14 protein-coding genes and 2 pseudogenes are annotated in these 16,978 nt (G+C 37.6%); 13 read left to right on the top strand and 3 right to left on the bottom strand.

Translation table 11 applies throughout. The annotated features are described in order from the left end of the window. Nucleotides 1-45: 45 nt before the first annotated feature. The 9 genes from sstT (at nt 46) to putP (ending at nt 9,363) form a co-directional block, all read left to right on the top strand. On the top strand, nt 46-1,248 hold the full coding sequence (gene sstT, locus ACINWC141_RS01000) for a serine/threonine transporter SstT (protein ID WP_009387087.1): 1,203 nt from the start codon (nt 46-48) through the stop codon (nt 1,246-1,248). Between the two features lie 5 nt (nt 1,249-1,253). Next, on the top strand, nt 1,254-1,934 hold the full coding sequence (locus ACINWC141_RS00995; protein ID WP_009387085.1) for a YoaK family protein: 681 nt from the start codon (nt 1,254-1,256) through the stop codon (nt 1,932-1,934). Nucleotides 1,935-1,937: 3 nt separating this feature from the next. After that, nucleotides 1,938-2,474 carry a DUF2058 domain-containing protein gene (locus ACINWC141_RS00990; RefSeq protein ID WP_009387144.1) on the top strand — a complete coding sequence of 179 codons (537 nt, stop codon included), beginning with the start codon at nt 1,938-1,940 and terminating at the stop codon, nt 2,472-2,474. 367 nt (nt 2,475-2,841) lie between these two features. Then, complete coding sequence (locus ACINWC141_RS00985) at nt 2,842-4,689, top strand: ABC transporter ATP-binding protein (protein ID WP_009387059.1); 1,848 nt, start codon at nt 2,842-2,844, stop codon at nt 4,687-4,689. Then, entirely contained in the window at nt 4,689-5,129 is a 441-nt protein-coding gene (locus ACINWC141_RS00980; protein WP_009387078.1) for a MaoC family dehydratase, read from the top strand. Before ACINWC141_RS00985 ends, ACINWC141_RS00980 begins: the two co-directional genes overlap by 1 nt. Before the next feature lie 107 nt (nt 5,130-5,236). Then, entirely contained in the window at nt 5,237-6,262 is a 1,026-nt protein-coding gene (locus ACINWC141_RS00975) for an AraC family transcriptional regulator (RefSeq protein WP_009387134.1), read from the top strand. A 37-nt stretch (nt 6,263-6,299) separates the two neighbouring features. After that, nucleotides 6,300-6,674 carry a glycine cleavage system protein GcvH gene (gene gcvH / locus ACINWC141_RS00970; protein WP_003651425.1) on the top strand — a complete coding sequence of 125 codons (375 nt, stop codon included), beginning with the start codon at nt 6,300-6,302 and terminating at the stop codon, nt 6,672-6,674. Between the two features lie 99 nt (nt 6,675-6,773). Then, complete coding sequence (locus ACINWC141_RS00965; protein WP_009387174.1) at nt 6,774-7,472, top strand: SIR2 family NAD-dependent protein deacylase; 699 nt, start codon at nt 6,774-6,776, stop codon at nt 7,470-7,472. A 400-nt stretch (nt 7,473-7,872) separates the two neighbouring features. Then, nucleotides 7,873-9,363 (top strand): sodium/proline symporter PutP, encoded by a 1,491-nt coding sequence (putP, locus tag ACINWC141_RS00960; RefSeq protein ID WP_009387107.1) that lies wholly within the window; start codon nt 7,873-7,875, stop codon nt 9,361-9,363. A 33-nt stretch (nt 9,364-9,396) separates the two neighbouring features. On the opposite strand, the gene ACINWC141_RS00955 is transcribed toward putP, so the two are convergent. Then, a complete protein-coding gene (locus ACINWC141_RS00955; RefSeq protein WP_009387072.1) occupies nt 9,397-9,885 on the bottom strand; it encodes an Lrp/AsnC ligand binding domain-containing protein in 489 nt (162 codons plus the stop codon). Between the two features lie 124 nt (nt 9,886-10,009). Here ACINWC141_RS00955 and putA point away from each other — a divergent pair, with 124 nt between their 5' ends. From putA to ACINWC141_RS00935, 4 genes are all read left to right on the top strand, one after another. Next, on the top strand, nt 10,010-13,762 hold the full coding sequence (gene putA, locus ACINWC141_RS00950; protein ID WP_009387154.1) for a trifunctional transcriptional regulator/proline dehydrogenase/L-glutamate gamma-semialdehyde dehydrogenase: 3,753 nt from the start codon (nt 10,010-10,012) through the stop codon (nt 13,760-13,762). Nucleotides 13,763-13,868: 106 nt separating this feature from the next. Further along, entirely contained in the window at nt 13,869-14,342 is a 474-nt protein-coding gene (locus ACINWC141_RS00945) for a GrpB family protein (RefSeq protein ID WP_009387196.1), read from the top strand. A 106-nt stretch (nt 14,343-14,448) separates the two neighbouring features. Beyond that, entirely contained in the window at nt 14,449-15,534 is a 1,086-nt protein-coding gene (gene trmA / locus ACINWC141_RS00940) for a tRNA (uridine(54)-C5)-methyltransferase TrmA (protein ID WP_009387104.1), read from the top strand. 248 nt (nt 15,535-15,782) lie between these two features. Further along, nucleotides 15,783-16,013 (top strand): hypothetical protein, encoded by a 231-nt coding sequence (locus tag ACINWC141_RS00935; RefSeq protein ID WP_003651412.1) that lies wholly within the window; start codon nt 15,783-15,785, stop codon nt 16,011-16,013. 35 nt (nt 16,014-16,048) lie between these two features. On the opposite strand, the pseudogene ACINWC141_RS20425 reads toward ACINWC141_RS00935, so the two are convergent. Beyond that, nucleotides 16,049-16,225, bottom strand: a pseudogene (locus ACINWC141_RS20425) (phosphodiester glycosidase family protein); the annotation flags it as partial. Nucleotides 16,226-16,267: 42 nt separating this feature from the next. After that, nucleotides 16,268-16,978, bottom strand: a pseudogene (locus ACINWC141_RS00930) (IS3-like element ISAba22 family transposase); the annotation flags it as partial.

Raw genomic sequence — 16,978 nt, 5'->3', positions numbered from 1 at the left:
CGCTTGTTCAACCTTTAGCCATGAATAGGTTAATAAGGTCTTTATATGCTTGAATTCCTTTCTCGATTAAGCTTGGTAGCCAAGATTATTATCGCCATTATTTTAGGTATTGGCGTTGCATTACTATTTCCAGACATTACGCCATATTTAAGTTTATTTGGTGAGCTTTTCATTAAAGCCTTAAAATCGGTTGCCCCTATTTTAGTTTTTGTATTGGTACTTTCCTCTATTGCCAACTTTCAGGTGGGCCATAGTGCAAATTTACGTCCAATCATGATTTTATATGTGGTCGGCATGTTGCTTGCTGCTTTCACAGCTGTGATCGTCAGCCTTTCTTTTCCTAGCACTTTGTTCCTCAACACAGTTTCTCATAATGATTTGCAAGCTCCAGGAAGTTTAGCTGACATTTTGAAAAATTTGCTTTTAAGCTTTATTGCCAACCCTGTTCAAGCCATTAGTGAGGCTAACTTTATTGGTATTTTAGCTTGGGCAATTGGCCTTGGTTTAGCCATGCGTCATAGCTCAGACACCACTAAACAAGTCATGCAGGATGTTGCACATGCTGTAAGCGCTATTATTCACAAAGTAATTGCTTTTGCACCGGTGGGTATTTTCGGTTTAGTTGCAGTGACTTTTGCAGATGCTGGTCTCGCAACACTTGAAAGCTATGCGCAATTATTAGTAGTACTGTTAGGTACGATGTTCTTTGTCGCTTTAGTTATCAATCCAATTCTTGTGGCACTTACTATACGTGGTAACCCATACCCTCTCGTATTTAAATGCCTTAAAGAAAGTGGGATTACTGCCTTCTTCACAAGAAGCTCAGCAGCCAATATCCCAGTTAACTTAGATTTGGCAGAGCGCTTAGGTGTTAATCCATCTACAGCAAGCGTGTCTATTCCATTAGGTGCAACAGTAAATATGGCGGGTGCAGCAGTTACAATTACTGTTCTTACTCTAGCAACTGTTCATACACTTGGAATTCATGTTGATTTTGCAACAATGCTCATCTTATCAGTTGTTGCTACAGTTTCAGCATGTGGTGCTTCTGGTGTAGCTGGCGGCTCTTTGCTTCTGATTCCTGTTGCTTGTAGTTTATTTGGTATTTCAACCGAAATTGCTATGCAAGTTGTAGCTATTGGTATGATTATTAGTGTATTGCAAGACTCTACAGAAACAGCGCTTAACTCGTCTACGGATGTTTTATTTACCGCAGCTGTAGATATTCGTTCCAAACAAGCTTCATAAACGAAATGCCATTTCAACGTCTACCAAACTGGTTCCAGCTTGGAGCCTTTTTACTGGCATTCAATGCCGGAATGATTAATGTTTTAGGACTCATTACCCTTTTACATCAATCTATTTCACATATGACTGGCAACGTTAGTATGTTAGCTATGAGTTTGGTAGAGTGGCAACCAGAGCATATCATTTTCTTGTTTCTGGTGATTATTTGTTATGTTTGCGGTTCATTTTATAGTGGTTTTATTTTAGGCAGCAGCCATTTTCGACTAGGTCGTCGTTATGGCTTACCTTTGAGTCTTGTTGCCTTATTCATTTTTCTTTGTTGGCTATTACTTCCTTATTTTCCACGCTATGGATTATTATGGGCTTGTACAGCGATGGGCCTACAAAATGCAATGGTTAGCCATTATAAAGGAACCATTATTCGAACTACCCACCTATCTGGTGTTTTAACAGATATTGGTTTAGCACTTGGATATAAAGCCAGAGGCTTACCTATAGAAAACCGACGTATAGTTTTACACTTACTTATTTTTACGGGTTTTCTGCTTGGTGGAATTCTTGCAGCACTAGTACATCCACATTTAAAGTTACAATCATTTTTATTGCCAGCAACTTTAAGCTTAGTCTTAAGTATTTCTTACTGGGTAGTTTACTTCTATAGCCCTTCAACTTCACATAAGGATTAAGTCATGGTTAAAAATGCCTTACAAGCACAGCTACTCAAAGCTGGGTTAGTAGATAATAAAAAAGCAAAAAAACTAACAAAACAAGCTCATCACGAACAACGTATTGGTCAAAGCGATGAGCCTGAAATCAAAGCGAATATTGAAAAAGCCCAACAAGAAAAGTTAGCGAAAGATCAAGCTTTAAACTTAGAAAAACAGCAACAACTTGAGGAAAAAGCCCTCAAAGCATCAATCATTCAAATGATTAAACATCATAAAATTTCAAATACTGATGGTGATAGTGTTTATCAATTTATTGATAAGGGTAAGATCAAGAAGGTATATATTTCTCAGCAAATATATAATGCTCTTGTATCAGGCAGTTTGCTGATTGCTAAAGATCAAAATCAATATGCATACTTGCCTAAAGCATTAGCTGAAAAAATTGATCAGAAGATGAAAGGTTTTATTTTATTGAATAATGCTGAGTCCAATGAACAGACTACAGATGAAGAAGATCCTTATGCAGCGTATGTTATTCCTGATGATTTAATGTGGTAATACATACAAGGGCCTTTATGATACAAATCTAAGGGCCTTTTTCGATTTGGGTTAAAACGTATTAATTTAACAAATGTTCAAAATACTAAGAAAAAATACTTAAAGAATAAATTCCTTCACCACTTTATCTATTAATCCCGATATAATAAATCATAATTTTTTAAGTCCTCGCGACATTCTTGAAGTTTTCTTCAGGTATCCAAATTTCACGTCATGTACTAATGAGTGACGTACAACACAATCAGTTCTGTGTATTTTTCATACTCAAAAGATCGAAAAACCTAATCGATATTGATCTAGCTGACTCTTTTGTAAAATTAATTGCAAAGACTTAATTAAGTGGCTTTTGTCTTAAAGGTAGTAATTCATGCTGAAGTGGTTTGAAAAACTTGTAGATCCCTACCCAACAAAAGGTCTGGATGAACCTTTACCAACTCGTTTTTTTGCATTTGTCTGGCAAGCGACGGAAGGCTTACGCCCTTATTTATTCTTACTTATTCTTTTTACAGCTGGTGCTGCAAGCTTTGAGGCCTTACTTTTTTCAAAGATTGGACAACTCGTAGATTGGTTAAGCAAAAGTCATCCTGCAACTTTTTTCAGTCAACATGCAACTGATCTACTGATTTTAATTGGTGTTTTATTTGCCAATATCTTTTTCGTAAATATTCAATCTATTGTTAAACACCAGATTTTATATAGTACTTTTCCAATGCGTTTGCGTTGGCGTTTTCATAATCTTTTATTAAAACAAAGCTTAGATTTTTTCCATAATGACTTTGCAGGAAGACTTTCTGCAAAAGTTATGCAAACTGCGCTGGCAATCCGTGAGTTCTGGATTATTTTGGGCGACATGTTGGCGTATGTCACTATTTACTTTATTACCATTAGCATTGTTCTTGGGGCTATTTCACCCATTCTGCTAATACCACTTTTAGTTTGGCTAACTTTATTTCTATTAAGTGCTTGGTTCTTTATTCCGCGTTTAAGTAAAGTTTCACAGCAACAAGCCGATGCCAGAGCAGTTATGACTGGCCGCATTACCGATGCTTATACCAATATTCAAACTGTTAAATTGTTTGCTCACGCGGGACGTGAGAGTCAATATGCAAAAGCGTCAATGAAAGAGTTTATGACAACAGTCTATGCTCAGATGCGTTTAGGCACTCTTTTTGAAATAAGTATCAACATGCTATCCGCCGTTTTATTTATTGGTGTTATTGGCACTTCAGTTTGGCTATGGACTCAAGGTTTAGCAGCATTAGGTGTAATTGCAGCGACTACTGCTATGATTTTAAAGCTCAATAGTATGGCTGAATTCATGATGTGGCATATGTCCGCATTATTTGAAAATGTCGGAACCATTCAAGATGGTATGCAAACACTAGGTAAAAAAATCAATATTCAAGACAAATCAGATGCAAAAACTCTTGAAGTTCCCCAAGGCGAGATTGTATTTAAAGATGTAAGTTTTGCTTATAACAATAAAAATGTGATTGATCACTTCAACTTGCATATTAAAGCAGGTGAAAAGATAGGAATTGTGGGACGCTCTGGAGCAGGAAAATCCACCCTTATTCAGTTACTTTTACATTTTTATCATCTTAAAGACGGTGCAATTTTAATTGATGGACAAAATATTGAAAATGTGACCCAAGATAGTCTAAGAGCAAACATTGCTTTGGTTACACAAGACACTTCTTTATTACATCGTTCAGTAGCCGAAAATATTAAATATGGACGCCCAGATGCATCTGATGCCGACATGGAAAATGCTGTAAATAAAGCAAAAGCAGCCGAATTTATACCACAATTGGTTGATTTAAAAGGTCGTAATGGTTATGACGCTCAAGTAGGTGAACGTGGTGTAAAACTTTCTGGTGGTCAAAGACAGCGTATTGCTATTGCACGCGTATTCTTAAAAGATGCCCCTATTCTTATTTTAGATGAAGCGACCAGTGCACTAGATTCAGAAGTTGAAGCAGCGATTCAATCCAGTTTAAATGACCTTATGGTTGATAAAACGGTTATTGCAATTGCCCATCGATTATCTACTATTGCACAAATGGACCGTTTAATTGTTCTTGATGAAGGTCGAATTGCTGAGCAAGGTACACATGAAGAGTTAATTGCTCAAAATGGAATATATGCACAATTATGGAAACGTCAAACAGGTGGTTTCTTGTTTGAACAAAAAGTTTTACAGGGTCAAGATTAATGCTTTATTTAGAAGATTTGAAAATTGGTGATCGTTTCATTAGCCGTGAATATGAAATCACCTTAGATGAAATCAAAAAATTTGCAAATTCCTATGATCCTCAAACATTTCACACAGATGAAGAGCAAGCTAAGCATGATCCTATTTTTCAGGGGATTGCTGCCAGTGGTTGGCATACGTCAGCCATCACGATGCGTTTATGGACAGAATGCATGCCAATTCATGGCGGTCTAATAGGTTCAGAATCTAGTTTACGGTGGCCACGCCCCACTCGGCCTGGTGATAGAATTCATGTTGAAGCTGAAATTTCGGCTATCACCCCATCCAAAACAAAATTAGATCGTGGTATTGTAAGTTACGTTACGCAAGCCTTAAATCAATATGGTGATGTTTTACTTATTTCAACAACAAAAATTGTTGTCTTTAAAAAAAATGTTTAAAAATGGTTGATATGATTGTCTAACAGTTTTTATAAACTCAGTTTATATTTCATGACAAGATGTGTAAGAAATGCATGTGAAAAATTGATGAGAGCAATGGAACGCATATGAAAATTACCTCAGCTCGTCAAGATCAGGGTATTCCGGGTGTCTATGGCTTATTGCTATTAGATGTCGTTTCACGTTGGGGATACAACGACGAAACGTTATTTGCTCCATTTCATCTTACCAGCGAGCAACTGGCTGACCCTGACTATCGTATTTCTACACCTGTAGCAAATGAGCTCGTTAAACACGCGCTTAAATTAACTGGTGAAACTACTTTGGGTTACCATCTTGGTACTCAAATGCGTATTTCGATTCATGGTTTCATTGGCTATGCCATTATGACAGCCAAAGATATTACAGAAGCAATTGCTCTTGCAGCTCGTTTTATCCAGCTACGTTTACCTTTTTTACAATTATATTTTTCTACGTTCGGGCCAAAAGCCACATTACAGTTACAATGTGATATTGAACTTGAACCTTTACGTACGGAAATCGTTTTAGGTTTAACGATTGGTATCATGAGCATGGCGAAAGCAATGACAGGTATCGAAGATTTAGCTGGTGATGTAGATTTAGATTTCCCGGAACCAGAAGGTTTTGACAAATATAGAAATAAACTAAGCAGTACAATTCGCTTTAATCAGCCGCATTTAATTTCTAGTTTTGATAAAAAATATTTAGGTCTTAAATTAATTAATTCAGACCCAATCGCCAGTCAAGTTGCCATTAACCAATGTGAAGCTGAACTATCTGCTTTAGGTGAGCGCCGTCGTTTAGCAATGCGTGTTCGTGATATTTTAAGTAATTCTGAACAACATTATTTAAGCATCGAAAATGTAGCCGAATGTCTACATATGTCAGATCGCACACTTAAACGTCAATTGGCAGCAGAAGGAACTTCATTTTCAACTTTGGTTGATGAAGTGCGTTATCGTCATGCGACATCTTTACTTTCCCGTACAGATTATAGTCTTGAACAAATTGCTGATGAACTTGGCTATTCGGACGTTGCAAACTTTAGTCGTGCTTTTAAACGCTGGAGCGGCCGCAGTCCAAGCAACTGGCGTAAAGACCCATACTTATAATTTTTAAAACTATTGGACACAAGCTTAAGGAGTTACCATGAATCATCCTTCGGAACTGAAGTATGCACGTACACATGAGTGGGTAAAGATTGAGGGTGATCTTGTTATTACAGGGATTACTGATCATGCACAAGATGAACTTGGCGATTTGGTTTACGTTGAAACTCCAGAAGTTGGGAGTCAAGTTACGGCTGGCGAACAAGCTGGTGTAGTTGAATCAGTAAAAACTGCTTCTGACATCCATGCTCCTGTTTCAGGCACTGTAGTAGAAGTAAATACTGATCTTGAAGATGATCCTGATTTTGTAAATGACGATCCATATGGTAAGGGTTGGATTTATAAAATCAAACCAGACAACATTGCAGATGTTGAAAAACTTTTAACAAATGCAGAATATGAAGCTGGCTTATAAAAGATAGCTAAAGCTTTTCATATTTAATAAAAACCAGTTTAGTCTTAAACTGGTTTTTATTTATCTCTCCAAAATCAGTTTTACGAATCGGTGGCCTAGATGACAAAACTTGTTGTATTCTCTGGCGCTGGCATGAGTGCCGAAAGTGGAATTAGCACTTTTCGTGACAGTAATGGTCTATGGGAAAATTACGACATCCACCAAGTTGCCACACCTGAAGCATGGCAAAAGAACCCTGCTCTAGTTCAACGCTTTTACAATGAACGACGCAAAAATATTTTAGAGTCTCAACCTAATTCAGCTCATCAATATATTGCAAAGTTACAAGACTATTTTGACGTACAAGTTATTACTCAAAACATTGATGATTTACATGAACGTGCCGGAAGTACCAAAGTTTTACATTTGCATGGAAACATTCGCTTAGCAAAAAGTTCGGGCCCAAATGCACAATTCACAACTCAGTTTTATGACATTAACGGTTGGAAATTAGACTTAGAACATGACCTGTGTCCAGATGGTTACCCCCTTCGTCCACATGTTGTTTGGTTTGGTGAAGCTGTACCTGCTTATGAAGAAGCAATTAGAGTCGTGCAAAGTGCAGATATTTTTATTGTAATCGGCTCCACATTAAGCGTATATCCGGTTGCGGGTTTAGTGCATGAAATTGCAGCTCAATGTAAAGCTTACTATATAGATCCCAAAGCAGATCATGGACGTGTTCCTCAACAATACGAATTATTAAAGATGTCAGCGACTCAAGGAATGCATGAACTTTTTGAAAATTTAACTAATTAATTGCTATTTTTAAGGGCTAAATAAATTTAATTTGAATAAAAATTACTATTTTTTAGATAAAATTTTTTAACATTGTTCTAATTTTGCTCAATAAAACTTTCTCACTTAAGCACGTTGTAACTAAATTTAGAGTTATTTTTTTAAAAATATTTTTATTTTCCACAAAATCTTTAAAAAATAAATATTAAAAAATTATAAGCTAATGATTAATATTATAATTTTTCTGTTAAAAAACCCACTTATTTTAACTTACACAAAGATACAAAAGTACAATATAAAAATAACAGAGCAAAAAAAATCTTTTGTGGTTGAATCTCAACCTCTTGAATGCCGTACAAGAAAACAGCGACCTGGATTAGGTTACAATCACGGATTATGGATATAAGGACACACATCCATCATGAGTTATTTTGATCCCACCCTCATCATGTTTATGGTGTACATCGTAGCAATGGTACTTATTGGCTTATTTGCCTACCGTGCTACAAGCGACTTCTCAGATTATATTCTCGGTGGTCGTAGTTTAGGCAGTTTCGTTACTGCGTTATCCGCAGGCGCATCAGACATGAGTGGTTGGCTACTCATGGGTTTACCAGGAGCAATTTATCTTTCTGGTCTCTCTGAAGCGTGGATTGCAATTGGTCTTATTATCGGTGCTTGGCTTAACTGGCTACTGGTTGCTGGTCGATTACGCGTTCATACTGAAATTCAAAACAATGCATTAACTTTGCCAGATTATTTTACAAGCCGTTTTGATGACCAGAAAAAAGTACTTCGTATTTTCTCTGCCGTTATCATCTTGGTTTTCTTCGCTATTTACTGTGCTTCAGGCATGGTAGCGGGTGCCCGTTTATTTGAAAATTTATTCGGCATGTCTTACAACACAGCAATTTGGCTCAGTGCTATTGCAACCATCAGTTATGTTTGTATCGGTGGATTCTTGGCAATTAGCTGGACTGATACATTCCAAGCTGGATTGATGATTTTCGCTCTGTTATTAACACCAATTGTGACTTACCTTGCGATCGGCGATACAACTCATTTTGTTACCCTGATTGAAACTGCTCGTCCACATGCGTTTAATATCATTTCCGATTTCGGTGTGGTAGCGGTTTTATCTTCCATGGCGTGGGGACTCGGTTACTTTGGTCAACCACACATCCTTGTACGTTTCATGGCAGCCGATTCAGTAAAATCTATTCCTGCTGCTCGTCGTATCGGTATGACATGGATGATTTTATGCTTAATGGGTGCTGTAGGTGCTGGTTTCTTCGGTATTGCTTATTTTGAGCAACACCCTGAATTAGCAGCAGTTGTGAGCAAAAATCCTGAAACTGTATTTATGGAATTGACTAAAATCTTATTCAACCCATGGATCGTTGGTATCATTTTGGCTGCAATTTTAGCTGCGGTTATGAGCACATTAAGCTGTCAACTTTTGGTATGTTCAAGTGCTTTAACTGAGGATTTATACAAAGGTTTCCTTCGTAAAAATGCATCTCAAAAAGAACTTGTATGGGTTGGCCGTGTCATGGTTCTTGCCATTGCCCTTCTTGCAATTTTTCTTGCAGGGAACCCAGATAGTAAGGTTCTTGGTCTTGTTGCTTATGCATGGGCTGGCTTCGGAGCTGCGTTTGGTCCGCTTATCATCTTGTCATTGTTCTGGAAACGTATGAATCTACAAGGTGCTTTAGCAGGTATGATCGTTGGTGCGGTTGTGGTTATCGGTTGGAAAAATCTTTTCGCAAGCACAGGTGTTTACGAAATCATTCCAGGCTTTATCCTTGCATTCATCAGCATCATTGTGGTTAGTCTTTTAACTAAAGCGCCAAATGCAACAGTAACTGGACGCTTTGAAAAAGCAGATGAACTCTACAAAGAAAGTGTGTAAATCATTGAAATAAATAAAGGGGCTTTAGCCCCTTTATTTATTTTTGGTTTTAATTTTAATTTTTGAAGTATCTTTCACTACCTGCATGACTGGATAACTCCGAGTTTCTTTCACTCCCGGTAACTGCCATAACACCTGCCCCGCAATACGTCTAAATTCTTCCATACTGCCACTTCGTAATTTAATTAAAAAATCAAACCCTCCACTTACCATGTGGCATTCAACAATTTCTGGATAGTGCACTACAGCATCAATAAACTCATCTAAAACGTTAGGTGTCGTTTTATCTAGTAATACCTCAACGAACACCAAAAAATTTGCATTTAATTTGACTGGATTTAATTTTGCTTCATAACCCAAAATGAATTCATCTTTTGTCAGCTTTTGAACTCGAGCCATTACAGCAGTTGGAGATAAATTCACCAGTTCGGCTAATTTACTGTTAGAAATACGCCCATCTGTTTGAAGAATATCCAAAATTTTCAAATCAGTGCGATCAAGGCTTAATAATGGGCCATTCATCTGAATTTTCCTCTAAAAAATGGGGTAAATATAGTGAGTTATTCGGTGTTTCTTCTGTAATGATAAATTATCTAAACCTCTCTACTCAAGATCTTTGTAAGAGAGTCGGTTGGCGGAAACAGATATGAACACAATGGATACTTTTCATCAAATGGATAAATCTCACCAAGGCTATATCACCGAATTCAACGATAAAAGTGAGTTTGAACAACGCATCAATACAGCTTGGCGACGTGCTGAACCGGAAGCTGTAGAAGAGCTATTACAAGCTGCCGCGGTATCTGATGATTTAGATCATAAAATTTATGACCTTGCTTTTAATCTTGCCCATAACTTACGTGAACGTAAGACCTCTTCGGGTAAAGCTGGTATTGTTCAAGGGTTATTACAAGAATTCTCTCTTTCTTCACAAGAAGGCGTGGCGCTCATGTGTCTTGCCGAAGCTTTGCTTCGTATTCCAGACTCAGCAACACGTGATTTACTCATTCGAGATAAGATCAATCAAGGCAACTGGAAAGAACACGTTGGCCAAAGCAGCTTAATGTTTGTCAATGCTGCGGCATGGGGCCTCATGTTAACTGGTAAGCTCATGGAAACTCCAAAGCAAACCAGTCTTTCAAGTGTACTTACTGGTCTTTTAGCACGTAGTGGCCGCGGCATTATTCGTAAAGCTGTTGACGTTGCAATGCGTATGATGGGTGAGCAATTTGTAACTGGTGAAACCATTGAAGAAGCTGTAGATCATGCGAAAGTACTCGAAGACAAAGGTTTCCGCTATTCTTACGACATGTTGGGTGAAGCAGCCTTAACCGAACATGATGCTGACCGTTACTTTAACGATTATACGCAAGCCATTCATGCAATTGGTAAAGCATCTAACGGTAAAGGCGTTTATGATGGCCCAGGCATCTCAATTAAGCTTTCTGCTTTACACCCTCGCTATCAACGTGCGCAAATTGAACGTGTTCATCAAGAACTTTACGGCAAAGTATTTGAACTCGCTCTTTTAGCTAAAAAGTACAATATTGGTTTAAATATTGATGCAGAAGAATCAGAACGTTTAGAAATTTCGCTTGAGCTACTTGAACGTCTTTGCTTCGAGCCAGAACTTGCAAACTGGAAAGGCATTGGCTTCGTTATTCAGGCTTACCAAAAACGCTGTTTCTTCGTGGTTGATTATATTATTGACCTTGCTAAACGCAGCCAAAAACGCCTCATGATCCGTCTTGTGAAAGGTGCGTATTGGGATAGCGAAATTAAGAAAGCTCAAATCGAAGGTATGGATGACTACCCTGTCTTCACACGTAAAGTACATACCGATTTATCTTACATTGCTTGTGCTAAAAAATTACTTGCTGCGCCAGAGTTTATCTATCCTCAATTTGCAACTCATAATGCTCAAACATTGGCAACGATCTATCATTTAGCAGATCCAAGCAAATATTATGCAGGTCAATATGAATTCCAATGCTTACACGGCATGGGTGAACCGCTTTATGAACAAGTTGTTGGTCCACGCGAGCAAAATAAATTAGGCGTACCTTGCCGTATTTATGCTCCTGTTGGTAACCATGAAACGTTGCTAGCTTATTTAGTTCGTCGTTTACTCGAAAATGGCGCGAATACGTCATTTGTTAACCGTATTGCCGATAAAACACTTAAAGTTGAAGATCTGATTCAGTCTCCAATTTATGATATTCGTAATGCAGCTAAGCTTGAAGGTTCAGTTGGTTTAAAACATCCATCAATTCCACTACCTTTGGATATGTACGGATCACTCCGTAAAAACTCTAAAGGATATGATTTAGCAAATGATGCTCCACTTGAAGCTTTAGACAGCACAGCTCAACAGCTCCGTAATCGAGTTTGGCAAAGCCATCCATTATTGGCAAATAAAGATTCGTTAGAGCAAGGTCATTCTGTTGCAATTACAAACCCAGCACAAAATGAAGAAATTGTTGGTTATGTACAAGAAGCTGATCTTAAGCATGTCGAAATTGCACTTAGCTCAGCTGAACAAGCACAATCAGAATGGTCAAATACACCTAAAGAACAGCGTGCTCAATACTTAAAACGTGCAGCTGACTTGATGGAAAGCCGCATTCAAGAGTTGATGGTTTTACTCTGCCGTGAGAGCGGGAAAACTTATGCCAATGCGATTGCAGAAGTTCGTGAAGCTGTAGACTTCTTACGTTACTACGCAACTCAAGTTGAGAATCTTCCTGCACATACAACAATTCAGCCTTTAGGTACTGTACTTTGTATTAGCCCATGGAACTTCCCTCTTGCAATTTTCTCTGGCCAAATTGCTGCAGCATTAGTGAGTGGTAACTGTGTTATTGCTAAACCTGCTGAACAAACCCCATTAATCGCAGCTCAAGCAATTCAGATTTTATGGGAAGCTGGTATTCCACATGGTGCTGTACAGCTACTTCCAGGCCGCGGTGAAACAGTCGGTGCTCAGCTTAGCCAAGATAGCCGTATTGATGGCATCATGTTTACTGGCTCGACTGAAGTTGCAAAAATTTTGCAAAAGACCGTTGCGAAACGTTTAGCCGATAATGGTCAATCTATTCCTCTCATTGCAGAGACTGGCGGTCAAAACGCCATGATTGTGGATTCATCAGCATTAACTGAACAAGTTGTACTTGATGTGGTAAGTTCTGCTTTTGATAGCGCGGGTCAGCGTTGCTCTGCTTTACGTATTTTATGTGTGCAAGAAGACAGTGCTGCAAGTGTTATTAAAATGATTAAAGGTGCAATGCAGCAGTTGATCGTAGGTAATCCTGCGATTTTGAAAACTGACATTGGTCCTGTTATTGATGACGAAGCAAAACAGACAATTGACCAGCACATTCAGAAAATGAAGTCTAAAGGCTACCCTGTACATCAGTTGATGTTTGGTGCAACAAGTCAAAATGAATTAGATAAAGGAACTTTTGTTGTACCAACAGCAATTGAGTTACCTAATCTTGACGATTTGCAACGTGAAGTCTTTGGTCCAGTTCTACACATCATTACCTATAAGTATGGTGAGCTTGAACAACTCATTTCACGAATTAATGCCAAAGGCTATGGTTTAACAATGGGTCTACATACCCGTATTGATGAAACCATCCAAACCGTTATTCAACATGCTGAAGTGGGTAACCTCTATATCAACCGTAACATTGTCGGCGCTGTGGTTGGTGTTCAACCATTCGGTGGTGAAGGTTTATCGGGCACAGGTCCAAAAGCTGGCGGTCCGCTTTACATGTATCGCTTAATGCAGCAATGTTCAAACAAAGTATTGGCAACACCATTTGCTATGAAAGCTGAGCAAACTGCTTTTGAAGGCTTTAACCGTGAGGTTTATCAGAGCTTACAAAATTGGGCGAAACAGCATTTACCGCAAGCAAATCGTGATATAGAACCATTTGGTGTTGGTAAATTCTATGAGTTACAAGGCCCTACTGGGGAAAGTAACCAATATATTATTTTACCGCGCCATCGTGTGCTTTCAATTGCAGATACTGAACAAAATCAATTGCATCAGTTGCTCGCAATTTTTGCAGTGGGTAGCAAAGCAGCAGTAATGCCTAATAGTCCATTATTGGCAAAATACAAACAAACTTTGCCAAAAGATGTGCTTGCAGCAATTACTACGGTTAAAAACATCGCATCAGATGATTTTGATGCAGTTTTACATCATGGTAACCGTGAAGAAATCTTCTCATTACAACAAGAAGTTGCTACGCGTTCTGGCGCAATTGTTGGTATTACCCATGTTGAGCCGAATGAGAATATTCCACTTGAACGTTTAGTAATTGAACGTGCAATTAGTGTGAATACAGCTGCAGCTGGTGGTAATGCAAGCTTAATGACAATGACTGATTAATCGATAATTTTTCTGAAAAAGCCCAAACCTCAGTATTTGGGCTTTTTTATTTAATAAAGTAATCTATTCTTAAATATATAAATTTTATTAATTCGAGATTTTCATAATGGTCTTTTTAGAACCAGAACTATATCAACAAAGATGCACTCAACTTTTTAATTCGTATAAAAAAGATATTTTAACACTTCTGCCATTTGCCAAAATTGAGCACATTGGTTCATCTGCCATACCTAATACGGTCTCAAAGGGCGATCTCGATATTTACATTGAAGTTAAGCCTGAGCAGTTTGAGATGGTAATTGAACGGTTAAAAACGCTCAACTTTATCGAAAAACAAAATACGCTAAGAACACATGAGCTTTGCATGCTCGAGTCACTCAATAACGATGATGTGGCATTTCAAATAGTAGTAAAGGATTCAATTTACACATTTTTCTTAATATTTAGAAATAAGCTTATGGACTCTCCAGCTCTAGTCAAAGAATATAATCAATTAAAATTAGAGTGTAGTCATTTAGATCACGATCAATATAGAGCAATAAAATCAGATTTTATTAATCGCGTTTTGAAACATCCTTAATTTTAACCGTAGTCTTGCTTATTGATATCTAGCTAAAATTGGCTCCTGTAACCCCGTTTTTTTTGATACCATTCACTATTTGATTCTGTCTAAATTTTCTTTGTCTATGACCTCTTCTTATCATCAACAACTTCAAACTAAAATTGACCGCATTACTGCCCAATTTTCTGAATTTACTCCACCTACATTAGAAGTGTTTGAGTCACCTGAACAACATTTTCGTATGCGTGCTGAGTTTCGTATCTGGCATACAGAAAATGACATGTTCTATGCCATGTTTGAACGTAACGATGATGACAAGCAAAAAACAGTTGTGCGCATTGATGAGTTTCCTATTGCGGACCAAAGCATTAATGATTTAATGCCAAAACTTTTGGAAGAACTTAAAGCAGAACCTAAGCTTTCTAACCGTATATTTGAAGCCGATTTTCTTGCAACGCTTAGCGGTGAAATGTTAGTTACATTAATCTATCACCGTAAACTAGATCAGGAATGGGAACAAGCAGCTAAAGCGCTTGCTGAAAAGTTAGATATTAAAATTATGGGCCGTAGTCGTGGCCAGAAAATTATTATTGGCGATGACTTTGTCGTTGAAGAATTCGAACTTTTAAATCGTACATTTAAATACAAACAAATTGAAAGTAGCTTTACTCAGCCAAATGCACAAGTTTGCAAAAAAATGCTGCAATGGGCATGTGATGCGGCAGAAGGATCGAAAAAGCATTTATTAGAGCTGTACTGTGGTAACGGTAACTTTACTCTTCCACTTTCTTTAAAGTTTGAACGCGTTTTGGCAACAGAACTTGCAAAATCTTCCGTTTATGCGGCTCAATGGAACATCGAGCAAAATCAGATTGATAATATTCAAGTAGCCCGTCTTTCAGCTGAAGAGTTCACTCAAGCTTATCAAGGTGAGCGCGAATTCCGCCGTCTACAAGAAGCGAATATTGATATTCAGAGTTATGATTTTGATACCGTATTTGTTGATCCACCACGAGCAGGAATTGATGACGAAACTTTGAAATTATTACAGGGTTTTGAACGTATTATTTATATTTCATGCAACCCAGATACATTGTATGAAAACTTAAAAATATTAGGTTTAACTCACCGTATTACTAAGTTTGCATTGTTCGATCAATTCCCTTATACGCATCATGTTGAGTCAGGTGTATTACTTGAGAAGATTTAAACAAAATCTTTCATTGTAAAGTTTTAAATAAGGAAGTTTTGTACCTCCTTATTTTTTAACACTTTATTAGTTAAGTATTTAAATTTTCAAAAAATATCAAGTCATCTATTCGTCATAATTTCGTTTAACTCGAGCATTCCTATCGAAAATTCTTGAGTTCAATTGGTGGATTTATCACTTATGGAGACTTGTATTTTATTTTAAATTGGCTATATTTCGAGCTATGTTAGGTTGTATATGAAGGCTCTATGAGTTTTTGGCAAAAGCTGTTCTTAGCAGATCAACAGCATAACGAGCATAAAAACCAAACTGCTTGTGTTGAAAATGACTGCTCATGTAAAACAAATGAACAACTTCTAAGTGCTCTTGCACTAGCAACAGATGAAGATGTCATTAAGGGAATAAAAAAAGTTCTTATTTCCCGTGGTTATAGCCGAAAAGAGTTAAATGAACTCACTCAAAAACCATCTATTCACTAATAAAAAAGCCAGTCTTGTACTGGCTTTTTTATATTTCACTTTATTTGGCAATCTGTTTGTTCAACCGAACCAACTATTGGCCCCATTTCAAATAATTGATCATTACGCTTGTTTTTTTGAATATATAAACTAGAAATAGAACCATCGAGATATAAAGCCTGCTCTACCTTAAGGTTTCTTTGAAAGAACTGAGCAAATCTGTAGAAACTCACTGATATACGCTGAATTATCAGGAGACTTTCCCTTGGGAGATTCTAGGCAGCCAACTTATAAAAGTCTTCGGCCATTTGATTTGGTGTCTTAAAACCCAAACCCTTTTGAATTCTTCGATGATTATAAAATAACTCAATGTATTTTATAATATCTGCTTTGGCTTCTTCTCTGGTTTGATAGTTGTAATGATGCACTAACTCATTTTTCAGTATTCCCCAAAAGCTTTCAATCGGTGCATTATCGTAACAGTCTCCGCGCTTGCTCATTGAACCTTGAAAACCATATTGCTCAAGTATATTTCGATATTCCTGGCTGCAATATTGACTTCCTCTGTCTGAATGCACAATCAGTTCTTTGGTTGGTTTTTGATTGTGAATAGCCATATTTAGCGCATTACAAACAAGCTGTGTTGTCATGCGCTCATTTAAGCTATAGCCAACCACTTGCTTCGTGTAAAGGTCTTTTACCGCTGCTAAATACAGCCATCCTTCAACAGTCCATATGTACGTAATATCACTTGACCATGCTTGATTTGGTCTAGTCATTGAGAATTGTTGCTCCAGCAGGTTTTCATAGATCGCTCGATTATGGTCACTATTCGTAGTCCTTTTAAAACGCTTGTGTCGCTTACAATACAGGTGGTTCAGCGCTTTTATCTGACGTACAGCGTACATACTCATTTTTATACCCTGAGCTTGTAAGTATTTGGTTAATCGAATATAACCATAGCTCTGCTTTGTCTCCTCATGGGC

The sequence above is a fragment of the Acinetobacter sp. WC-141 genome (genome assembly GCF_000313935.1).
Taxonomy (GTDB): Bacteria; Pseudomonadota; Gammaproteobacteria; order Pseudomonadales; family Moraxellaceae; genus Acinetobacter.
The sequence above is the reverse complement of the archived record's forward strand: the minus strand, read 5'-3'. Positions and strand labels throughout refer to the sequence as shown.